Source organism: Ahrensia kielensis DSM 5890 (genome assembly GCF_000374465.1).
GTDB lineage: Bacteria > Pseudomonadota > Alphaproteobacteria > Rhizobiales > Rhizobiaceae > Ahrensia > Ahrensia kielensis.
Genome location: NZ_KB894530.1, coordinates 246,627 through 265,345, shown reverse-complemented (window position 1 = coordinate 265,345; position 18,719 = coordinate 246,627). Strand labels below are relative to the sequence as shown.

The 18,719-nt window shown below is 47.8% G+C and carries 21 protein-coding genes; 10 read left to right on the top strand and 11 right to left on the bottom strand.

Features of this window, described 5'->3' with window-relative positions:
* The first annotated feature begins 3 nt into the window (after nt 1-3).
* From C504_RS0110660 to C504_RS0110645, 4 genes are read left to right on the top strand one after another with little or no spacing between them, the layout of a single operon-like run.
* Nucleotides 4-912, top strand: a complete 909-nt coding sequence (locus C504_RS0110660; protein ID WP_018689328.1) for a siderophore ABC transporter substrate-binding protein — start codon at nt 4-6, stop codon at nt 910-912.
* A complete protein-coding gene (locus C504_RS0110655; RefSeq protein WP_018689327.1) occupies nt 909-1,865 on the top strand; it encodes an ABC transporter permease in 957 nt (318 codons plus the stop codon). The genes C504_RS0110660 and C504_RS0110655 overlap by 4 nt, the downstream gene beginning before the upstream one ends.
* A complete protein-coding gene (locus C504_RS0110650) occupies nt 1,858-2,799 on the top strand; it encodes an iron chelate uptake ABC transporter family permease subunit (protein WP_018689326.1) in 942 nt (313 codons plus the stop codon). The genes C504_RS0110655 and C504_RS0110650 overlap by 8 nt, the downstream gene beginning before the upstream one ends.
* A complete protein-coding gene (locus tag C504_RS0110645; RefSeq protein ID WP_018689325.1) occupies nt 2,796-3,554 on the top strand; it encodes an iron ABC transporter ATP-binding protein in 759 nt (252 codons plus the stop codon). Before C504_RS0110650 ends, C504_RS0110645 begins: the two co-directional genes overlap by 4 nt.
* Nucleotides 3,555-3,626: 72 nt before the next feature.
* On the opposite strand, the gene C504_RS0110640 is transcribed toward C504_RS0110645, so the two are convergent.
* Nucleotides 3,627-3,926, bottom strand: a complete 300-nt coding sequence (locus C504_RS0110640) for a hypothetical protein (protein WP_018689324.1) — start codon at nt 3,924-3,926, stop codon at nt 3,627-3,629.
* Between the two features lie 333 nt (nt 3,927-4,259).
* Between C504_RS0110640 and C504_RS0110630 the strand changes: the two genes are divergently transcribed.
* Nucleotides 4,260-5,192, top strand: coding sequence for a type VI immunity family protein (locus tag C504_RS0110630; RefSeq protein WP_018689322.1), 933 nt, complete (start codon nt 4,260-4,262; stop codon nt 5,190-5,192).
* A gap of 30 nt (nt 5,193-5,222) precedes the next feature.
* Here C504_RS0110630 and C504_RS18335 read toward each other — a convergent pair whose 3' ends face one another.
* Together C504_RS18335 and C504_RS0110620 are read right to left on the bottom strand one after the other, a co-directional pair.
* Nucleotides 5,223-6,176, bottom strand: a complete 954-nt coding sequence (locus tag C504_RS18335; protein ID WP_018689321.1) for a GGDEF domain-containing protein — start codon at nt 6,174-6,176, stop codon at nt 5,223-5,225.
* Nucleotides 6,177-6,352: 176 nt separating this feature from the next.
* Nucleotides 6,353-7,246, bottom strand: a complete 894-nt coding sequence (locus C504_RS0110620; protein ID WP_018689320.1) for a LysR family transcriptional regulator — start codon at nt 7,244-7,246, stop codon at nt 6,353-6,355.
* A gap of 94 nt (nt 7,247-7,340) precedes the next feature.
* Between C504_RS0110620 and C504_RS0110615 the strand changes: the two genes are divergently transcribed.
* Genes C504_RS0110615 through C504_RS0110600 form a run of 4 tightly spaced genes read left to right on the top strand, consistent with a single transcriptional unit; the run spans nt 7,341 to nt 9,606 of the window.
* Nucleotides 7,341-7,652: a DUF2218 domain-containing protein gene (locus C504_RS0110615; protein WP_018689319.1), complete on the top strand. Its 312-nt coding sequence runs from the start codon at nt 7,341-7,343 to the stop codon at nt 7,650-7,652.
* Between the two features lie 29 nt (nt 7,653-7,681).
* Nucleotides 7,682-8,161, top strand: a complete 480-nt coding sequence (locus C504_RS0110610) for an ester cyclase (protein WP_018689318.1) — start codon at nt 7,682-7,684, stop codon at nt 8,159-8,161.
* Nucleotides 8,162-8,211: 50 nt separating this feature from the next.
* Entirely contained in the window at nt 8,212-8,703 is a 492-nt protein-coding gene (locus C504_RS17650; protein ID WP_018689317.1) for a nuclear transport factor 2 family protein, read from the top strand.
* A 57-nt stretch (nt 8,704-8,760) separates the two neighbouring features.
* Complete coding sequence (locus C504_RS0110600) at nt 8,761-9,606, top strand: NAD(P)H-binding protein (protein WP_018689316.1); 846 nt, start codon at nt 8,761-8,763, stop codon at nt 9,604-9,606.
* Nucleotides 9,607-9,706: 100 nt separating this feature from the next.
* Here the strand turns inward: C504_RS0110600 and C504_RS0110595 are convergent, their stop codons facing one another.
* From C504_RS0110595 to C504_RS17645, 8 genes are all read right to left on the bottom strand, one after another.
* Nucleotides 9,707-10,681, bottom strand: coding sequence for a LacI family DNA-binding transcriptional regulator (locus C504_RS0110595; RefSeq protein ID WP_018689315.1), 975 nt, complete (start codon nt 10,679-10,681; stop codon nt 9,707-9,709).
* 39 nt (nt 10,682-10,720) lie between these two features.
* On the bottom strand, nt 10,721-11,665 hold the full coding sequence (locus C504_RS0110590) for a ribokinase (RefSeq protein ID WP_245555166.1): 945 nt from the start codon (nt 11,663-11,665) through the stop codon (nt 10,721-10,723).
* Nucleotides 11,662-12,060, bottom strand: coding sequence for a D-ribose pyranase (gene rbsD, locus C504_RS0110585; RefSeq protein WP_018689313.1), 399 nt, complete (start codon nt 12,058-12,060; stop codon nt 11,662-11,664). The genes C504_RS0110590 and rbsD overlap by 4 nt, the downstream gene beginning before the upstream one ends.
* Nucleotides 12,057-13,055 (bottom strand): ABC transporter permease, encoded by a 999-nt coding sequence (locus C504_RS0110580; RefSeq protein ID WP_018689312.1) that lies wholly within the window; start codon nt 13,053-13,055, stop codon nt 12,057-12,059. Before C504_RS0110580 ends, rbsD begins: the two co-directional genes overlap by 4 nt.
* Entirely contained in the window at nt 13,052-14,641 is a 1,590-nt protein-coding gene (locus tag C504_RS0110575) for an ATP-binding cassette domain-containing protein (RefSeq protein ID WP_018689311.1), read from the bottom strand. Before C504_RS0110575 ends, C504_RS0110580 begins: the two co-directional genes overlap by 4 nt.
* A gap of 38 nt (nt 14,642-14,679) precedes the next feature.
* The gene (locus C504_RS0110570; RefSeq protein WP_018689310.1) at nt 14,680-15,600 is read right to left on the bottom strand and encodes a sugar ABC transporter substrate-binding protein; all 921 of its coding nucleotides are present in this window, start codon (nt 15,598-15,600) and stop codon (nt 14,680-14,682) included.
* A gap of 547 nt (nt 15,601-16,147) precedes the next feature.
* The gene (locus C504_RS0110565) at nt 16,148-16,786 is read right to left on the bottom strand and encodes a LysE family translocator (protein WP_018689309.1); all 639 of its coding nucleotides are present in this window, start codon (nt 16,784-16,786) and stop codon (nt 16,148-16,150) included.
* A gap of 72 nt (nt 16,787-16,858) precedes the next feature.
* Nucleotides 16,859-17,542, bottom strand: coding sequence for a 2OG-Fe dioxygenase family protein (locus tag C504_RS17645; RefSeq protein ID WP_281167586.1), 684 nt, complete (start codon nt 17,540-17,542; stop codon nt 16,859-16,861).
* A gap of 176 nt (nt 17,543-17,718) precedes the next feature.
* Here C504_RS17645 and C504_RS0110555 point away from each other — a divergent pair, with 176 nt between their 5' ends.
* Complete coding sequence (locus tag C504_RS0110555; protein ID WP_018689307.1) at nt 17,719-18,642, top strand: LysR family transcriptional regulator; 924 nt, start codon at nt 17,719-17,721, stop codon at nt 18,640-18,642.
* The last annotated feature ends 77 nt before the right edge of the window (nt 18,643-18,719 follow it).

Here is an 18,719-nt window from a genome sequence, read left to right as displayed (position 1 = left end):
TATATGAAAAAAATACTCAACCTATTCGCCCTCGTTGGTTTATCACTAACAGCGACATGCTTGCCTGCCTTGAGTGCAGAAATTCAAACTGCAGCCGGTCCACAATCAATCGAGACAACACCAAGTAAAGTTGCGGTATTTGATATCGCAGCGATTGATACATTGGACGCACTTGGTATCAAAATTGACGGTGTGCCGAACAATCTTTACCTCGACAGTTTGAAGGGAAAATTCACATCAGCGCAGCAAGTTGGCACTCTTTTTGAACCTGATCTTGAAGCGCTCAATGCACTTGCCCCTGAATTGATTATCGTTGGCGGTCGGTCTTCGACACAGATCGATCAAACAGGTCGTATCGCGCCATCAATTGACATGACGATCTGGGGCGATGATCTCATCAATCAAGCGCGTCAACGCATCGTGGATTACGGCACAATCTTTGGCGTGAATGATAAGGCGCAAGCGCTTGTTGCAGAATTTGATGCTAAAATAAAAACTGCAAAAGATGCAGCCAACGGCAAAGGCAATGCGCTGATAGTCATGACCAACGGGCCAAAAATTTCCGTCTACGGGCCAAAATCACGCTTTGGCTGGGTTCACACCACGCTAGCTATTCCGGCAGCTGATGAGAACATTGATGCTGGCGATCACGGTGATGCAGTATCATTTGAGTTTATTGCTGATATTGACCCTGATTGGTTGATTGTGGTGGACCGCGCTGCGGCTATTGGTTCGAACGAACAGAACGCTAAAGCTACGCTTGATAATGAACTTATTCGCCAAACCAAGGCTTGGAAAAACGGAAACGTCATCTATGCACCATCAGCCAATGTTTACATTGCTGCCGGTGGCGCGCATGCGACAATGGATGTTTTTGATGCGCTTGCCGCAGGTTTTGCCAAAGACGAATGAGCTCGGTGCGCGCGCAAATAACGCTTGGCATTGCTGCCCTGCTCCTATTGAGCTTGTGTAGCCTTGCCGTTGGCGTAGGCGATATTTTCAGCGATAATAGTGCTGCCAATATCGAGCTTATGTTAAGCAGCCGTTTGCCGCGCACGCTTGCCGTATTGTTAACTGGGGCAAGCTTAGCAATCGCTGGGCTTGTTATGCAAAGCCTTGCACGCAACAGATTTGTCGACCCGATGATTGCAGGCACCGGACAAAGCGCTGCACTCGGCATTTTGCTGATTACAATACTCGCGCCTCAATCAACGATCATGGTGAAGGTTCTGGTTGCCAGCTTCACCGCTTTTTTAGGCACAGCACTATTTTTGACCTTGGCACGAAAAGTGTCGTCCAAAGATCCTTATATGATTGCACTATTTGCGATTATTTATGGCGGCATCGTCGGTGCATTGGCAGTGGCAATCGCATGGCATTATGACCTTTTACAATTTTTAGATGTTTGGATGAGTGGTGAGTTTTCTGGCGTCATGCGTGGACGCTATGAGACTTTGTGGTTTATCGGCGTCGTCATGCTTGCTGCTTGGTGGGTCGCAGACCGCTTGACTATTCTCGCGCTCGGCCGCGACACATCAATCGGCCTTGGCCTTGATTATAAATCCACCCTACAAATTGGATTGGTCATCGTTTCGGTTATCTCCGGCTTGACCGTTGCAACCGTCGGCGCATTACCTTTCATAGGTTTGATTGTTCCAGCAGCCGTATCACGCCTGATCGGCGATGATGTACGCCGCGCTATTCCAATGGTTGCTTTAGGCGGCGCACTTCTGGTGCTTGTGTCAGATTTAATAGGACGCCTCATCCGCTTCCCTTATGAAATTCCAGCAGGAACAATCATGGGCGTTGTCGGTGCGGCCGCGTTTTTGATGCTTATTTTTAGTCGGTCATTTCGCCATGCTTGATCGACGCCTTACTCTTCTAGCTCTCACTGCGATTGCGACAATCATTCTATTCATGACAATCAATGTGCGCGGCAATTGGCAATTCGCCATGGAGTTGCGCTTGGAGCGCCTGCTCAGCTTATTGCAAGTATCTGTCTCAGTAGCGCTGTCAACTTTGGTGTTTCAAACAATTACGGCCAACCGCATTTTAACGCCATCGATCATGGGAATGGATGCGCTCTATGTCTTGCTACAAACAGCGCTTGTTTTTGTATTGGGCGGATTTGGATATGCAGCTTTAAATCCGGTGGGCAAATTCACTATAGAAGTTGTTATGATGGCCGGTCTTGCCTGCCTGCTCTTTTTGCCTTTGCTGCGTTACAGCAATGCACTCGTGCTGATGCTTCTTGGCGGTATTGTCATCGGTGTTTTATTTCGAAGCCTATCTTCCCTACTTTCCCGATTAATAGACCCAAATGATTTCGCAATTGTGCAAAGCGTAAGCTACGCTGATTTCAACACAGTCAATGCCGATCTGTTGCTGCCTTGCTTTGTGCTCACAATTATCGCTGCGGCAATATGCTGGCGGGCGCGTCACGTTCTCGATGTTATTCTTCTGGGCAAACCAACCGCTATAGGACTTGGCGTTAACTGGCGTGGTTATTCAGTTGTCCTCTTGCTTCTTGTTGGCATGCTTGTGGCGATTTCTACAGCGCTGGCAGGCCCCATAACATTCTTAGGATTGTTGGTTGTTGCTCTTGGCCAAAGACTGGCTGGAACCAGCAAACATAGCCAAACCATTATCACTAGTATTCTTGTCGCCATTATTCTTCTGGTGGGAGGACAAACTGTTCTTAGTCATGCGTTTAGCAACGCTTTGCCCCTTGGCGTACTGATCGAGTTCATTGGCGGCATTACTTTTCTGTTCATTCTTTTTTATAGAGGGCAATCATGATCAAGCTTACTAATGTGGCTGTATCGCTCTCGGGCACGCCCATTCTCAGCGATATAAGTTTGGAACTACCAAGCGGCGGTATTACGGCTCTCATCGGTCCTAATGGAGCGGGAAAATCGACCTTGATTTCCGCCATGGCGCGGCTTGTGCCGGTCACATCAGGTGAGATCATTGTGGATGGCATGAACGTTGCGAATACAGCCTCCCGAACGCTCGCGCAGCGCCTATCAGTAATGCCGCAAGATAACGCCGTTGCGGGACGCTTGCGCGTCGGCGAACTCGTTCAGTTCGGACGCTTTCCCCATCATCAAGGCAGACCAACGCAAGCGGACTTCGAGGCAGTAGACGAAGCGCTTAGCATATTTGATCTGTTCGAAATCAAAGATAAATTCGTTGACACATTATCTGGCGGCCAAAGGCAAAGAGCGCGCGCAGCAATGTGTTTTGCACAAGGCACAGATTACATTCTTCTGGATGAGCCGCTCAACAATTTAGATATTTTCTACGCACGTGAACTGATGCGCACTTTACGCCATGTGGCTGATACAAAGCAGCGCAGCATCATTATTGTTCTTCATGATCTCAATCACGCAGCCGTTCATGCGGACCGGATTATCGCGATGCGTGATGGGAAAATAATTGCCGATGACAGACCTGAAAAGGTCATGCATCCGGATGTATTACAATCGGTTTTCGGTTTTCAGATCAATGTCGAAACGATTGCTGGAAAACCCATTAGCTTGCATTTCTTGTGAGGAATTAAGGTGAGAGAAAAGCGCCCATAGTCGTTCTTACGACAAGGAGCATCTAAATCCTGTTGTTCAAGTCTAGCGGTCAGCATGAGACGATACATCGTCGGGCGCCCGAGTGTTTTTAAACCAACCAAACCCTAAACCGCAGATTAATCCAGCGCAGATAGGTAAGATCGCAAACATGCCGACGATCACCCATCCAATGCCCGCCCATCCTGCACCTTCGGCGGCATAAAACAAATATGCGAGGAGAAAGGCTATGCATACAATAATGCTCACAGGTAGCCGCCATTGATACTTGCGCATCGCGTAACCTATGGAAACCGAGATCAAAAATATCCCGATAGAACCGAGTGGAATAACTATCTCTCTCATTACAGATCAACCTTATACAATGCGATACGCGGAGAGTATCAGCTATTCTGCGTCATGAGAATTATCTACATGACACTGCCACAAATCCAAAGACGCTAATGCGAGGCGGCGCTCGATTTGAGGGCCCCATGCTTTCAATCGTTCGAAAAGGGTTGGCGTGTCACCAACTTTTGCCTCACTTGGCGCAAAGCGAAACACTGGTCATCGTATAAATCTATGCCTTTACTTGAAGACGAACTTAGCTTGATACCGCGCCCTGTAAATGTAATCGCAAAAACGCCCAAAATCTGCAATGATGTGCGGGCCATTTGTAAGAGTTGAGATAGTAACCGAATGCCTGACCCGTTGCTGTATGACGATGAAATAGCTGCTCTACCCGCGTTTCGTACGCTTGCCTATTTGGACGGCGCGCCGGATGATCCACGGATCGCTTTGACTGTCGGAGCGATGTTCGACGCATTTGTTGCGCGGTTTGGCGGCGATCTGGGGCTATTGTCGATGCGTCTCGTGGGACGTTCGGGCAAACCGTCTAAGGTCACGCCAAAAGCACTGAAAAACTTGCGCAGCTGGATCTCAGCACCGGATCGGTTGGCATCTGGCGCAGGGGTGCGCCTTGGCGCGATCAATACCGATGAACTGCCCCCCGCAATGCCGTGGTTCCGACTTGAGCAGCGCTATGATGATCAAACGATGGTGGAAATCTCTGTCTCCCCTGATGCGCCTGATCTACTCAGCTTTGCCGATGAGATCGCATCCGCTTTGGCCACAGCCCCGATGATCTGTGCGGCGCAGGGTTTTGGGTTCTTTTTGCCCACGGCCTATGACAGCCTCAATTGGCTGCTGCCGCGCCTAGCGGGGCGCTACAAGGCAGTACTGTTGCACACCCTTGATATGCCATCCTGCGGATTGCGTCGCACTCATTCAGCGATGCCCTATGTGGGTGATATGCAGCCTGGAATTGCAGACATCGGCTGGCGTACTTTCATCGGGCCGGAATATCTTGATCGCCTACCAAAAGCCTTTGATCTACCCAGCGATGTAAGTGTTGAAGCATGCAATAAAATGCTAATTTTAACGGCAGGCAAAGCGCCGATTTGGGGAGATAGTCAACAGGCTGAAAATATCGAAAATTACCGCGCCGTAGCCGCTGCACTCGCACCTGTGCGATATCCATATGCGATTGCTCTAAATCAAAATTTCGGCGGTGATACGGCGGCGGCAGATCAAGCGGAACTGATTGAAGCGCATTATCATAGATTAGATTAATTCATGTCAAAGCGCTTAGACATTGCTCCCTTACGAGAACAGATAATCTTCAACATCGTCAACGGCCAGTGAACTAATCTTAGTATCATCGCTCGCAACAGATTTCGCCACTATACGATCTCGGCCCTGCTCTTTTGCCTCATATAGCAGATCATCAGAAAATTTTATCATTTCATCGACATCTGAGAATGCCGAACTAACGGCTGTTACGCCAAAACTGGCTGTAACTTTGATCATGCCGCTGTCGTTGAAAAGCTCGATTGCACGGATCGCATTTGATAATTTTTCACAGACACGAATTGCATCACTCAGTTCTGTATTGGGAAGAATGAGTGCGAACTCCTCTCCGCCAATGCGAGCCAGAAAATCGTAAGCCCTAACATTCGCCCGCAGTGCTTTGGCGAACTCGACAAGAACCATATCGCCTGCGCTATGACCGTGCGTGTCGTTAATCTTCTTAAAAAAATCTATGTCTAATATTGCGATTGAAAAATTGAACTTGTGACGTTTAAAACGACTATATTCAGCCAGCATCGCATTTTCATAAGCGCGTCTATTGAACAGTCCAGTCAGTGAATCCGTGATCGCAAGCTTATCGAGCTTTTGGCAAATCATCTGTAGGTCTGCGATACCGATGACCGTTATAATCTTGCCATTATCCACAACGGGCATGTGCCTAATATTGAGAGATTGCATCTCATTGAGCACACTTGAAATACTATCGGTTGATTTGCATGAAACAATTTTTGTGCTCATTATATCGCGAGCAATCAGATCAGGGATTTCTTGATAAACGCTACCAACAGCTGTAACCACATCTCTTTCAGTGATTAACCCAATCATCGCTCCTTGCTCATCCGTCACGACCAAGGACTCGACTCTCTTCTTGGCAAGCAACGAAGCCAATTCAAGAAACGTCGCCTCTGGAGCAACATAGTCGATCTCAGTCGATATCTTTTGGCATATTAATTCATGTATGAGCATTGATATCGCCAGTTAAACAAAGAACCAGCTTCAATACTCGCGCAAATTTATTAAAATTTGCAAAACGTGCTGTTAACAGGCGTTTGACTTACCTTAGAGCACCTGCAAAGGATAAATATACACAGGCAATATAGAACTTGTCACACCTTTAGCTGCTCCTTTTGTACAGATGCCAGTCAAATCATTAATTCAGATCGGCATTCAACCAAATGGTCAATCAGTCGGCGGGTCAGCGCTTTTTGCGGACCTATGTCAGGCCATACTGCGTAAACGCCCAATATTGGCAGGCTCCATTTTGGCAAAACATGCACCAATTGACCTTGTGCTAATTCTTTCTCAATTTCGCCAAGCGGCAAATGCCAAATACCCAGACCTGCAAGCACTGCCGCTTTCGCAGCGTTCACTGTATTGACCTCCACGCGTATATTTTTAGGCTCGAAACGAACCATCTGTTCGGCGTATTCCAACGTCATCATCGATGGAATTTGAACGACGGAGATGAAGTCATTTGCCTCAAGGTCCTGCGGACTTTTTATTGGGTCGTGCGCTGCCAGATAATCAGGTGACGCGACCAGCAGACGTTTGAAGTCTGCAATACGGCGACTTTTCAGATTGCTATTGCTCAATACCCCCAATCGGATTGCCAAATCAAAACCATCTTTGACCAAATCCGTCGGCGTATCGCTGCAGTGAAGCGATATCGCAACCATCGGGTGCTGCTTTGCAAATTCCCAAAGGGTTTTGTGAAGTTTGCTTTGCTCACCAAAGGCCGGCATCGCGATATGCAATGCGCCCACAGGTTCCTCGTTACCTGCCGTGATCGCATCCAGCGCTTCCTCGCCTGCATTGACCATCCGGCGAGCCGGTTCAAGAGCTATTTGTCCTTCAGGCGTGAGAGACATAGACCGCGTTGAACGAAAAAATAATGTCACGCCTTGGCGTTCTTCCAGCCGAGAAAGGTGATGGCTTATGACCGATGTCGATAGCTTTAATCTGCGCCCAGCGGCACTCAGACTGCCCGTATCCGCAATGGCAGCAAAGACAGCAAGGCTGCGGTAATCTTCGATCATCTTTCTACTTTCTGTAAAAGTGATTTCTCAACAATTGGGATAATCGAAACGATGATATTTGTCTAATTACAAGTTCAACAGAAAGGAGACAGCAATGTTCACAAGTACCGCCCAAATCACTACCGAACGCGCCGATGGCTACTTACAGCAACTTTGCAAACACTTTGGACACAAAGTCGAGGTGCAGTTCGACCCTAAATCAGGTTTGATCAAACTCCCTTTCGGCACATGCGCGCTAAACGCAGATCAGAATATTTTGGACATGACGGTCAGCGCTGAAACCCAAGCCGAACTTACCAAAGTACGCCGTGTTATCGCCAGCCATCTTGAACGCTTTGCGTTTCGCGAAAACCCAAAAATCGTGTGGCGTGAGCTCGCCGCACCATCATCCGTAACCAATCCCTAACCCAACCTAAAAACAAACAGGAAAATACCATGTCACTTAAAAACCTTATCGCTTCTGTCACACTGGCAACTGTCACAACTTTCGCAACCGGCGCATTGGCCGACGACAAGTCCACAGTGACAACATTCTACGACTTGCTCAGCAACCCAGGTACGCAAGAGCAAATTACTGCTTTCCAAGCTGCAACGACTGAAGACTGGGTCAGCATGGGTGATTATACGGGTGCTAATAAATCCCGCGAAGCCTTTCTTGGTCAAATGGGCGGCTTTGCTCAACTCATTCCCGATCTTAACTGGGCCATCCAAGACATCCATCAGGATGGAAATACTTTCGTTGTGCGCAGCCGTGCCACAGGCACTCCAGTTGCCCCATTCTTTGGCGTTGACGGTCAAGGCCGTAGCTTCGACATCATGACCATCGACATTCATGAGCTGGAAGACGGCAAAATCGCACGGACATACCACGTCGAAGATTGGTCCACGGCTCTACAACAGCTTGCTGGCAAATAACTCACACCTGAACTGCGGCTCGCAAAAACCAGAGCCAAAGGGAGCGCAAAATGAATCGAAGAACTTTACTTAAAACATCGCTGGGCACCACGCTGGCGATTATCGTTGGAACAAAAGCAGGAGCACAAAACATGGACGCGACAGCACAAGCAAGCTTTGATACCGTTATGGCTTTCATGGGCGCAATGGGTAGCGGCGATATGGAAAAAATGTCAGCATTGATGGCTGACGATATGGTCTGGCACAGCGAGGGCGACACAACTTTGCCTTGGATAGGCGAAACTGTTGGTAAAGAAGCAATTTTCAAATTCCTCGCTGTATTCTCAGAAAATTTACAAACTACAAAATGGGAAAACACCGACGCCTTCGCCTCTGTCGATACTGTTGCCGTGTTTGGCCGTATGAATGGCGTCACAACGCATAGCGGCAAAGAAATCGGCGAATTCACATTTGCACTACGCGCCAAAGTTCGCGGCGGTCAGGTCGTACTTTGGAACTGGTTTGAAGACAGCTTTGCGATTAGCCAAGCCTACCACGGTTAAGAATTCAATCAGACGGGCGCATCCTGCGCCCGTCTGCCGCAATGAAGGAGCCCCAAAATGACAATCGCAATTACAGCCGTATCAGGCCAACTTGGCGGAGCAATTGCCCGCAATTTGATCAAAACCGCAGATGGTGAGACCATCATCGGACTTGCCCGCACCCCTGCAAACGCAAAAGACCTTGGTATTGAAATTCGCGCTGGCGATTACGGGCAACCGGATCAATTAAGAGCGTCTTTAGTCGGTGTTGATACCTTGTTGCTGGTGTCCGGCATGGACGCTCCTGATGCACGCATTGGGCAACATCGCAATGTGATAGATGCTGCAAAATCAGCTGGCGTTCGCAAGATTGTTTACACCAGCATTCAAGGCATGGAAGAAGGCACAGCGTTTTCTCCAGTTGTGCAAAGCAACCGCCAAACAGAGGCCGATATACGTGCCAGCGGTCTTGATTATGCGATTGGCAGAAACGGAATTTATATAGAGCCCGATATTGAGTATATCGACAGCTACAAATCAAAGGGCGAGATCGCCAATAGCGCTGGCGCAGGCAAATGCGGATATACAACAAGGTCTGAACTGGCCCACGCATATGCCCATCTTTTGACCAATGATGACCACAACGGCAAAACTGTAACCCTGTACGGCACACCAATCACACAAGCCGAACTTGTATCCTATCTGAACGACGCATTTGGAACGTCATTGACTTACCATGAGATGACATCTGCAGAATTTATCGCAGACCGCACGGCTGAACTGGGCGCATTTATTGGTCCCATTATCGGTGGCATTTATGAAGGCATAAGACTTGGCATTTATGAAGAGCCCAGCGATTTTGAAGCTGTTGCTGGCATGCCACATCAAAGCTGGAAAGACTATTTTGCATCACTCGCACGATAGAGCTTTGACCGCACAACAATAGAATTCCATCAGGCACAAAAGCTGTTGTCATGATGGAATTTATTGCGGCATACAAATTACACAAAGTCCTTTGCTTTGTTTAAGTCGATCCACGTTTGACAATATCGCCGCGCAATTCAACATCCTCAAAGACGAGGCTTTCCGCCATGATAGCCGCCACAGCTGCTGACGCGATCTCAGCTATAGGCTGCCGTAGCGTCGTTAGCCGTGGCACAACTAATGAAGCAAGATTAATATCGTCAAAGCCTGTCACTGAAAGTTGGTCAGGTATCGCGATCTCTAAATCCCGCGCCGCACGCATCACTCCGATGGCGATTTGGTCGCTGGCAGCAGCAATCGCAGTTGGCCGCTTATCTGGATATTCAGATAAAATACGCCGCGCAATATCTTCGCCAGACTGATAATCAAAATGCCCTTCATAAAAGCTCAACGACACATCTGAAACACCTTCTAATTCCCGAGCAAAATACTCTTCAAACCCTATTTTACGAGCGCGTCCAACGCGGGTATTTAAAGGTCCTGAAATATAGGCAATGTTCTTATGCCCTAAATCAATCAGGTGTTTTGCTAACTGCGCTGAACCTTCGGCATGGTTAGTCGAAATCAATGGGTAATTCTGAAACCGCCGGTCCACTGATACAATGGGAACATCCGTCGAATATTCCAATTTGCCGTTGTCTGATGACGCAACAATAATCACACCACGCGGAGCGCGATCAATAAGTGTAGACAGTTGCCGCCGTTCAGTTTCCTCATCATCGTGTGAGTTGGCCAAAGTCACCGTGTGATGTCGTTCAGCAGCCTCAATCTCGATACATTTGGCAAGCTGAGCAAAAAAAGGGTTCGTAATATCTGGAACGACAAGACCTATCACGTCCAATCGGTTCATACGCAATGCACGAGCCATGTGATTAGGCCGATATTTCAACTCTTCAATCGCTGCGGCGACCCTTTCGCGTAACACGGTTTTTACAGTTGGGTCCTGCGATATGACCTTCGATACAGTACCTACCGATACTTTCGCAAGTTTTGCCACATCTTTGATCGTCGCCATATTCGGCCTTTATTTTCATTTTTAATTATCTACCGAATGTCATACCCTTGCATTGTTTAAGCTTTCAATAGCTACGGGCTTAAAAGCGTCAACTTGGGCCCGTGTTGGAATAGATATCTGCGCGCCTTTTCGGCTAGCAGTTATAGATGCAGCCTTAACAGCAAATTCTATGGCTAAAGGAAATTCCACATTTTGCGTCAGCTCTGCAGCTAGAGCCCCATTAAAACAATCTCCAGCAGCAACAGTATCAATCGCATCAACTGGGACCGCAGGAAGATATCCAGACAATCCATCTATATGCCAGACCACGCCTTCACCGCCCATAGTAATAATCGCGCCGCGGCGAGCAAAAGCCGAGAGATCGCTTACAGCTAACATAGCCTCATCCAAACCTTCTATTTTGCGCTGCAAAATGCGTTCAGCTTCGGTGATGTTCGGCGTTAAAAGGTCGAAAGCTGAAAAGATTCCCCTATCCCAAACCTGTTCAGGCATAGGCGCTGGATCCATAATCACAAGAGCGCCAGCGCTTCGCCCAAGGCGTGCTGCCTCCAACGAAGCCTCCAATGGAATCTCGTTTTGCAACAATAATACACTGGCCTCGCTTATGGTAGAAGCATGCGCTGCAATGTCCTCAACACACAGCGCAGCATTTGCCCCATGTGCGAGCCGAATAATATTGTCGCCTTCAGGCCCAACGTCGATGCAAGCAATTCCGGTTGCAGTGCCTTCGACTGTCTTTAAACCTAGGATGACATTTTCGCGCTCTAGTGTCTCTATCGCTTGTAGGCCATATCCATCATTACCGATGGCGCCTATCATGACAGACTTAGCGCTCAATCGTGTGGCGGCAATGCACTGGTTGGCTCCTTTTCCGCCCAGAGATGATGCACTCTCGCGTGCTGTTACTGTCTCGCCAACCTTCGGCCAACGGTCCAAATACATCGTCAGATCAAAATTGATACTTCCCACGACAACGACGGTCAAAACACGACCCCACTGACCAAAATTATATTAGCAAATGGCGTTGTTTCCCCACTGCGAATGATAGCGCGAGCATGCGCGCAGCGAGCTTTTATTCTGCCGTGTGACTGCCTACTGAGAATAACTTTACCCTCCCAATCATCCAGCTCTTTGACCACAACAGCGGTCAGTTCAGGAGAAGCCTCTTCGGCAAGCACCGCTTCTTGAATACATAACTCATGACGCAGCGCACTAAGCACCTCCAAAAAACTTGGGGTTCCCGCGACAAGAGCCAGATCAATGACGGGCACTCCTGCCGGGACCGGCAATCCTGCATCGGCGATCACAATCTCATCAAGATGGCCAAGCGTTGCAATCAAAGCGCTGAGGTGACGGTTTAATAAGGGCGTGCGCTTCATGATGCTGAATATTTGGCACGGTAATAATCAAGAATGACGGCCACGATAATGACCACGCCTGTGATCATCTGGCGCATAAAATCATTCAGCCCGATCAAGATGAGCCCATTGGCGAGCACCCCGATGATGAAAGCACCGAGCAGTGTGCCGATGACTGATCCTCGGCCGCCTGCGAGGCTGGTACCACCAATGATGACTGCAGCAATAGCGTTTAGCTCAAATCCAATACCGGCGATTGGGCTCGAAATACTCAGCCTAGCCATATAAATCACAGCTGCAATACCCGCCGTTGCCCCACAAATGGTGAAGGCTGCAACTTTAAGCCAAAACACTTGATGGCCCGCAAGTCGCACAGCTTCTTCGTTGTTTCCAATGCCATATAGAAGGCGGCCAAAAACCGTCCAATTTAACACAAACCAAGCGATGAGCGTGATCAACAAAGCGACCAAAAACACGACCGGCACCCCGTAAATTAGCGCAGAACCAAAATTCTCAAATGCGGAAGGGAAAGAATAAATCGTCTTTGCATCTGACACGTGCAACGCTGCACCGCGTGCAATGTTCAGCATGCCCAATGTGATAATAAAAGATGGCAATCCCCAAAAAGCGCTTATTACGCCATTGAGTAACCCGCAGATTAATCCGGTCATCACCCCCGCTAGGCAAGCCAGTAAAACCAGTTCTGTAATACCCATATCAGGGAGCGTAATGGCTTTACCCGCAACAACAGCAGCAAAAGCCATGACTGATCCAACAGATAGATCAATGCCGCCAATAAGAATGACAAAAGTCATGCCAACGGCCAAAATCAAATTGATCGTAATCTGAGTAAGGATGTTCGTAATGTTATTGGATGTCAGGAAAAACTCTGACGTCAGCGAAAAGAATAAGATCAACGCCAGCAGCGCCAATCCGATCCCAGCATTATTGATGATCGCGCGAAACGAGAGCGCGCGGCGCGGCGTGGGTTCTAGCGGGCGGTTATCCGACGTCATGCGTTTGTTCCTTCTTCAATTCCATTTTGGCCGTAAGCCATCTTTAATATTCGTTCTTCTGTGAAATCGGCCCGCGCAACGCTACCAACAATCTTGTGGTTAGCCATGACGAGAATGCGATCACACAAAGTCATGAGCTCCGGTAATTCTGATGATACGACCAGCAGCGCAGTGCCCTCGCGAGCCAAATTCCGCAAAATCCCATAAATCTCGGCCTTAGCACCCACATCAACGCCGCGGGTGGGCTCATCAAGAATTAGCACTTGTGGAGAGCAGGCCAGCCACTTGGCCAAAACAACTTTTTGCTGATTGCCACCGGACAAACTATTCGCCGCATCTTTGACGCTTCCGCATTTAATATGCAGCTTTTCCTCATAGGATTTTGCCCTGCGTCGCTCAGTACCAAAGCGCATCAAACCTGCGCCCGATACGGCCTCCATATTGGCAAGGGAGACATTGGCCGCAATTGGCATGTCGAGGATCAAGCCCTCTTCTTTGCGGTCCTCTGTAACAAAGGCTATGCCTGCCGAAATAGCATCACGCGGACTGCGAAAACGCACCGGCGAACCATCCCGTTCAACGTGACCGGAAACAATCGGATCAACCGCACTTATTCCGCGTAAAAACTCCGTTCTTCCAGCCCCAACAAGACCTGCAATGCCTACGATTTCACCATAGTGTACATCCATATCTAAACCGTCTTGATGCGGATTAAATGCAACCTTTAATTTACGAGTAGAGAGCGCCACGTCACCGGCTGTGCCGATACTACGGCTATTGCTACGCTCTGCTTCCAGCTCGCGACCCACCATATGCCGCACAACATTTTCAGGTGTGGTATCTGCGATTAATTCGGTTGCAATGGTCTCCCCATTGCGAAAAATTGTGACGCGGTCACATATAGCAAAAACTTCATCCAGATGGTGCGTTACAAAGACCACCGTGACACCCTTTTCTTTAATGTCAGCAATGATCTCAAATAGGCGTTTTGTTTCGCGCTCTGTCAATGTTGCGGTAGGCTCATCAAGAATCAAAATCGAGCTATCGGATTGAAGTGAACGAGCAATTTCAATCAATTGCCTATGTGCTATTCCTAAGGACTGAACGCTCGTGCGAACGTCAATTTCTCCCAATCCAATCGCGTTAAGTGAGGCCTGAGCACGGCGGTTCATTTCGGCGCGATCAAGAATACCAAACCTATTGCGCGGCATAGCCTCGATGGAAATATTTTCGGCCACACTAAGGTGGTTAAGCAGGTTAAATTCCTGATGCACGACCTGTACGCCGCGGGCTTTTGCCTCGTGCGGAGTGCTTGGACGGTAGGATACACCATCCAAAACTATATCACCGGAATCAAAAGGAAATGCTCCAGATAGAGTCTTAATAAGTGTAGATTTGCCCGCTCCGTTTTCACCAACCAGCGCATGCGTTTCGCCGCGCGCTAGTGAAAAGCTGACCCCATCAAGTGCGCGCACGCCGCCAAAATGTTTTTTGAGGTTGCTAACGGCCAAAATGGTGTTTGGCAAAGTTTCCTGTGGCGCTAAATTCATATCACGCATCGCTTCGTTGATTTTGGGTGCAAACATAGAAGGGGCCGCAATGAGCGGCCCCAATTAAGTTATTTTTATTCTGCTGTTACAAGTTTAATGTTGGTCTTGACCCAGCCCTCTAGAGCAGGCCCACCAGCAACAACTTCAAGCGCCAAGTCAATCGCGTCCGCAGCCATTTTCTGACCAAACTGATCAACAGTAGCAAGCATACGGCCGTCTTCGATCATTGGGCCAACAGCAGGAACATTATCAAAACCGACAACGAGAATGTCACTACGGCCTGCATTTTCCAGCGCTTTAACCACACCGATTGCCATTGAATCATTGGCAGCAAGAACACCTTGCACATCAGGATGAGCAGTCAGCATCGTTGAGAATACCTGATTGGCTTCTTCAGTTTCCCAATGCGCAGTACGGCTATCCAGCAAGTCTAGTTTGTATTCAGCCACTGAATCTTCAAACCCAAGTCGGCGCTGTGTTGCATTATCTGCACCCGGATTACCTTCAACGATAACGACCTTGGCACCTTCGCCAAGTTTTTTACCAAGCGCATCACCAGCCATCTTTGCTCCGCCGCGATTGTCCGGGCCAACAAAAGCGAGCTCAAGTCCCTGCTCTTTCTTCGCGTCTTCATCCAATGCAACATCAAAGTTCACAACCGTGATACCAGCGGCAATCGCTTTTTTGATTGGGCGAACCATTGCCTTGGAATCTGCTGGTGCAATGACAATTGCATCGACACCTTGCGTGATGAAGTTTTCAACAGCATTGATCTGACTTTCAAAGTCAGTTTCATTCTGCATACCCACAGCACGCAACTCATAGTCACCGCGTTCTACGGCATGGGCCTCGGCCCCTTCCAACATGTTTTGGAAAAACTCATTTGCCAGTGACTTCATGACCAGTCCAACGACTGGCTTATCCTGCGCAAACGCAGGCGTTACAAGCAAAGCAATAGCGGTCGCAGCCGTGGCTACGGTTTTAAAAATTCTCATTGGAACCTCCCAGATTCATCAAGCTTTCTTGCGGGAGCATCCCACATTGAAAGCATGGTAAAAGTAATCACGGCATTTTAAAACTGTCAATATGAAACGTTTCATTTTCTAAGAGAAACTCCAAATAAAAACCTAACACATTGATTAAATTATATATTTAAGATTTACTTTTGTATACACTTAGGAAGTAGCGAGCAGACGGCGAGACGAAAAACGAGCCGTGTTTACGAAACGGATCGGAGATTTTTTAAATGTGCTTGACCACCTCCGAAGCTGCCAACTTCGGTCTGGTTGTCTTACGCAAAGAGCCAACAGAACAAAGATAAATCTACAACGTTGAGGGATGAAAGGCACAAGCATAGGTGCGGCGATGCTCAGCGCTTATGATAACGCGATTGCTAAACTTAACCGCGTAAAAAGCGAGCAAGAAATAGACTGCATACAAAGCAATCACTTAATATCAAATGCCGATAACTGGCATGAAACAGTCCGAAATATGAAGCGCAAACCTCTACAACTTTACCTGATTGATGCCAAAGAGGATCGCTCAGACAAGAGGCGCTCCTCCAAGATCGTCGGCTAGAAACAACAACACACCTAACAGAGCAAGTATTATTCCTATCACAAGGTTAAAAGCTTTTTGATGCCGCAGCACCCATGAGCGTATTTGAGGAGCTGACATGAAGTAAGATATAGCTGCAAACCATATAAAGTGCGAAGCTGAAATGAATGCGCCCCATAGGAGTTGCACAGGAATGGGAGTTTGCGCCCCGATGACCTGGCTGTAAAGACTGATTACAAAAATAGATGTCTTAGGATTGAGACTATTGGTTAACACCCCAGTCCCATAGTGTCTCCAGTTTGTTACAACTAAAATGTGAGAGTTGGGCACATCAGAAATTGGCTTTGCCAGTGCTGTCGATATGCCAATGTAAATGAGGTAGGCCGCTCCTGCAGTTTGAATATATGTAAACAAGTCAGGAAAAAACTCGATAATAAGTGCGAGGCCAAAAATTGCATAAGCAACATGGATCCAACATCCAGAAGCAATACCCGCAGAGGATGCCAGCCCTGCACTGCGGCCATGAACGGAACTGTTCCTAGAAACTACGGCAAAATCTGCACCAGGGCTAATCACAGCAAGCCAAGTAATAGATATGATAACGATGATATGTTCAAAACTCATAGTCGACCCATTTTTTATAATTATGAGAGGGGGATCGGCGCAGCTTTGCCACGCCGGCTTGAGATCAAAACATCATTTGCGCTTGAAAGTAACCACGAGCATGTCTCGATACCCACTTACACCAACCTTTGCCGGAAGGATCGGCGTGACGCCATGAGCAACCCTGCGATCATTAACTAAAACTGTTTCCATCGGCTTTGTTAGCGTAAATCGAGCGACCTCATTCCCGTTCAGATCATGCACGCGAGTCTCCCCGTCGATAACGCTTTCACGGGAGATCAGACTCATCATAACGAAATCAACACCATCTTGGTGAACGCCCTCCGGCGTTGGTTTTCCGGCGTTTTCTTTTGCTAAAATACGAAACTGATGCAACTCGATATGCCAATCGTTGAGCGGCGACAAACTCCCAAAGGTTCGGGAACAAAATGTCAAAATTGCCTTAAGCGCAAGATTCTCAACTGTTTCATGCTTAACGGGTGCAAAATGACGCTTCACACCACCATTTAAGGAATTGTAGTTAGTTGTTTGATAATGTGGTTGGTGTTGTTCTAACTGTACGGGTCCTCCCGAGCGAGCCGCAGAGAACGTCGCATGACGCCGTAGACGATAGTCACCGCCATCCGCCATATATGTATCTGATGAGAGATCATTCCAGCTGTTTATGAATGAGGCCAACTCCTCTTCGGGGACATCCAAATTAGGAATTAATGTATCACTAGGAATCCGTACGAAGCCCGACTTTGCAAGCTTCACGCTATGAAGTGATGGTATCGAGTTTACTTCGGCGGCGTAAGGAGTTATCTATGTCGTGTGCATCATGCGCTCCTGAAAAATGGATCGATAGGAGGATCATCCTCACTCAAACATCTACCCAGAGACCGTGATTTTGAAAAATGAATTAACCTCAGGCTGCACTGTGAGAAAAAATCATGCGTCAAAGTCAGGACCCAAGCAAAAAGCGCCATTTAAGTCTCAAGGCACTGAAAGTATTTGAAAGTTGCGCGAGGCATGGCAGTTTTACATCTGCAGCCGATGAGCTTTTTATAACACAGAGCGCAGTCAGTAAACAGATTCGAAAACTTGAGGATGGTATTGGATTTTCTCTCTTTATTAGAGACGCAAAGTCTAACAGGCTTTCACCAGCAGGTCAGATTTTAGCAGCACATCTAATTGACCTATTTGCCGACCTGGAAACTCTAATTGATCGCATCGCAGGTGGTTCTGTCGATGCTCCTCTGATTGTATCATGCGAGCCTACTGTTTGCCTCAAACTGCTTATACCTTCTCTCCCTCAAATTCTTTCCGAGGCAATGGTCGAAGTTCGTGTCCTATCTGGAGGTGGAGCGATCGACTTTCGAAGAGACCATGTTGATATTGCTATACGTAGGAACGACTTTCCTATTGATGATAGACTTCACATCCAAACTCTAGGATCTGAACAAGTTGGCCCAGTGATTTCTCCCAGTCTTGATTTTTGCAAAGGGTCTAAACCGGAAAGTTTTGTACGAATACACGCTAATACGCGTCCTGATGCGTGGCTAAATTGGCAAGAACAAGCCAACCATAATAGCTTCAAGAAGGATCTGTATTACGAGCATCATTTTCTGGCTTTAGAAGCCGCAGAATCTGGACAAGGAGCCGCTTTGATGTCCTTGCACATGGTCGCACAATCATTGGAGCAAGGGCGGTTGGTTGCTCCAGTTGGATTTATCAAAGACGGATCGAAATATGTCTGCCTTTCTGCTTCACCTATAGAACTTGATGATCGAAAAATTCGATTTATAAATTGGTTTAAAGCGAAACTATCTGAAAATACAAATATTTGCGGCGGCTTATTTTCTTCTGAAATTTAGTTAAAGCGAGCGTTATTGAAGTTCGGATTTGCTGAGAGCAACAGCTTTGATGGTCACGGCCGCCTATTACGGCGCGA

Coding starts and splice junctions, on each gene's coding strand:
- C504_RS0110660 (WP_018689328.1), top strand. CDS start 4: ATGAAAAAAATACTCAACCTATTCGCCCTCGTTGGTTTATCACTAACA.
- C504_RS0110655 (WP_018689327.1), top strand. CDS start 909: ATGAGCTCGGTGCGCGCGCAAATAACGCTTGGCATTGCTGCCCTGCTC.
- C504_RS0110650 (WP_018689326.1), top strand. CDS start 1,858: ATGCTTGATCGACGCCTTACTCTTCTAGCTCTCACTGCGATTGCGACA.
- C504_RS0110645 (WP_018689325.1), top strand. CDS start 2,796: ATGATCAAGCTTACTAATGTGGCTGTATCGCTCTCGGGCACGCCCATT.
- C504_RS0110640 (WP_018689324.1), bottom strand. CDS start 3,926: ATGAGAGAGATAGTTATTCCACTCGGTTCTATCGGGATATTTTTGATC.
- C504_RS0110630 (WP_018689322.1), top strand. CDS start 4,260: ATGCCTGACCCGTTGCTGTATGACGATGAAATAGCTGCTCTACCCGCG.
- C504_RS18335 (WP_018689321.1), bottom strand. CDS start 6,176: ATGCTCATACATGAATTAATATGCCAAAAGATATCGACTGAGATCGAC.
- C504_RS0110620 (WP_018689320.1), bottom strand. CDS start 7,246: ATGATCGAAGATTACCGCAGCCTTGCTGTCTTTGCTGCCATTGCGGAT.
- C504_RS0110615 (WP_018689319.1), top strand. CDS start 7,341: ATGTTCACAAGTACCGCCCAAATCACTACCGAACGCGCCGATGGCTAC.
- C504_RS0110610 (WP_018689318.1), top strand. CDS start 7,682: ATGTCACTTAAAAACCTTATCGCTTCTGTCACACTGGCAACTGTCACA.
- C504_RS17650 (WP_018689317.1), top strand. CDS start 8,212: ATGAATCGAAGAACTTTACTTAAAACATCGCTGGGCACCACGCTGGCG.
- C504_RS0110600 (WP_018689316.1), top strand. CDS start 8,761: ATGACAATCGCAATTACAGCCGTATCAGGCCAACTTGGCGGAGCAATT.
- C504_RS0110595 (WP_018689315.1), bottom strand. CDS start 10,681: ATGGCGACGATCAAAGATGTGGCAAAACTTGCGAAAGTATCGGTAGGT.
- rbsD (WP_018689313.1), bottom strand. CDS start 12,060: ATGAAGCGCACGCCCTTATTAAACCGTCACCTCAGCGCTTTGATTGCA.
- C504_RS0110580 (WP_018689312.1), bottom strand. CDS start 13,055: ATGACGTCGGATAACCGCCCGCTAGAACCCACGCCGCGCCGCGCGCTC.
- C504_RS0110575 (WP_018689311.1), bottom strand. CDS start 14,641: ATGTTTGCACCCAAAATCAACGAAGCGATGCGTGATATGAATTTAGCG.
- C504_RS0110570 (WP_018689310.1), bottom strand. CDS start 15,600: ATGAGAATTTTTAAAACCGTAGCCACGGCTGCGACCGCTATTGCTTTG.
- C504_RS0110565 (WP_018689309.1), bottom strand. CDS start 16,786: ATGAGTTTTGAACATATCATCGTTATCATATCTATTACTTGGCTTGCT.
- C504_RS0110555 (WP_018689307.1), top strand. CDS start 17,719: ATGCGTCAAAGTCAGGACCCAAGCAAAAAGCGCCATTTAAGTCTCAAG.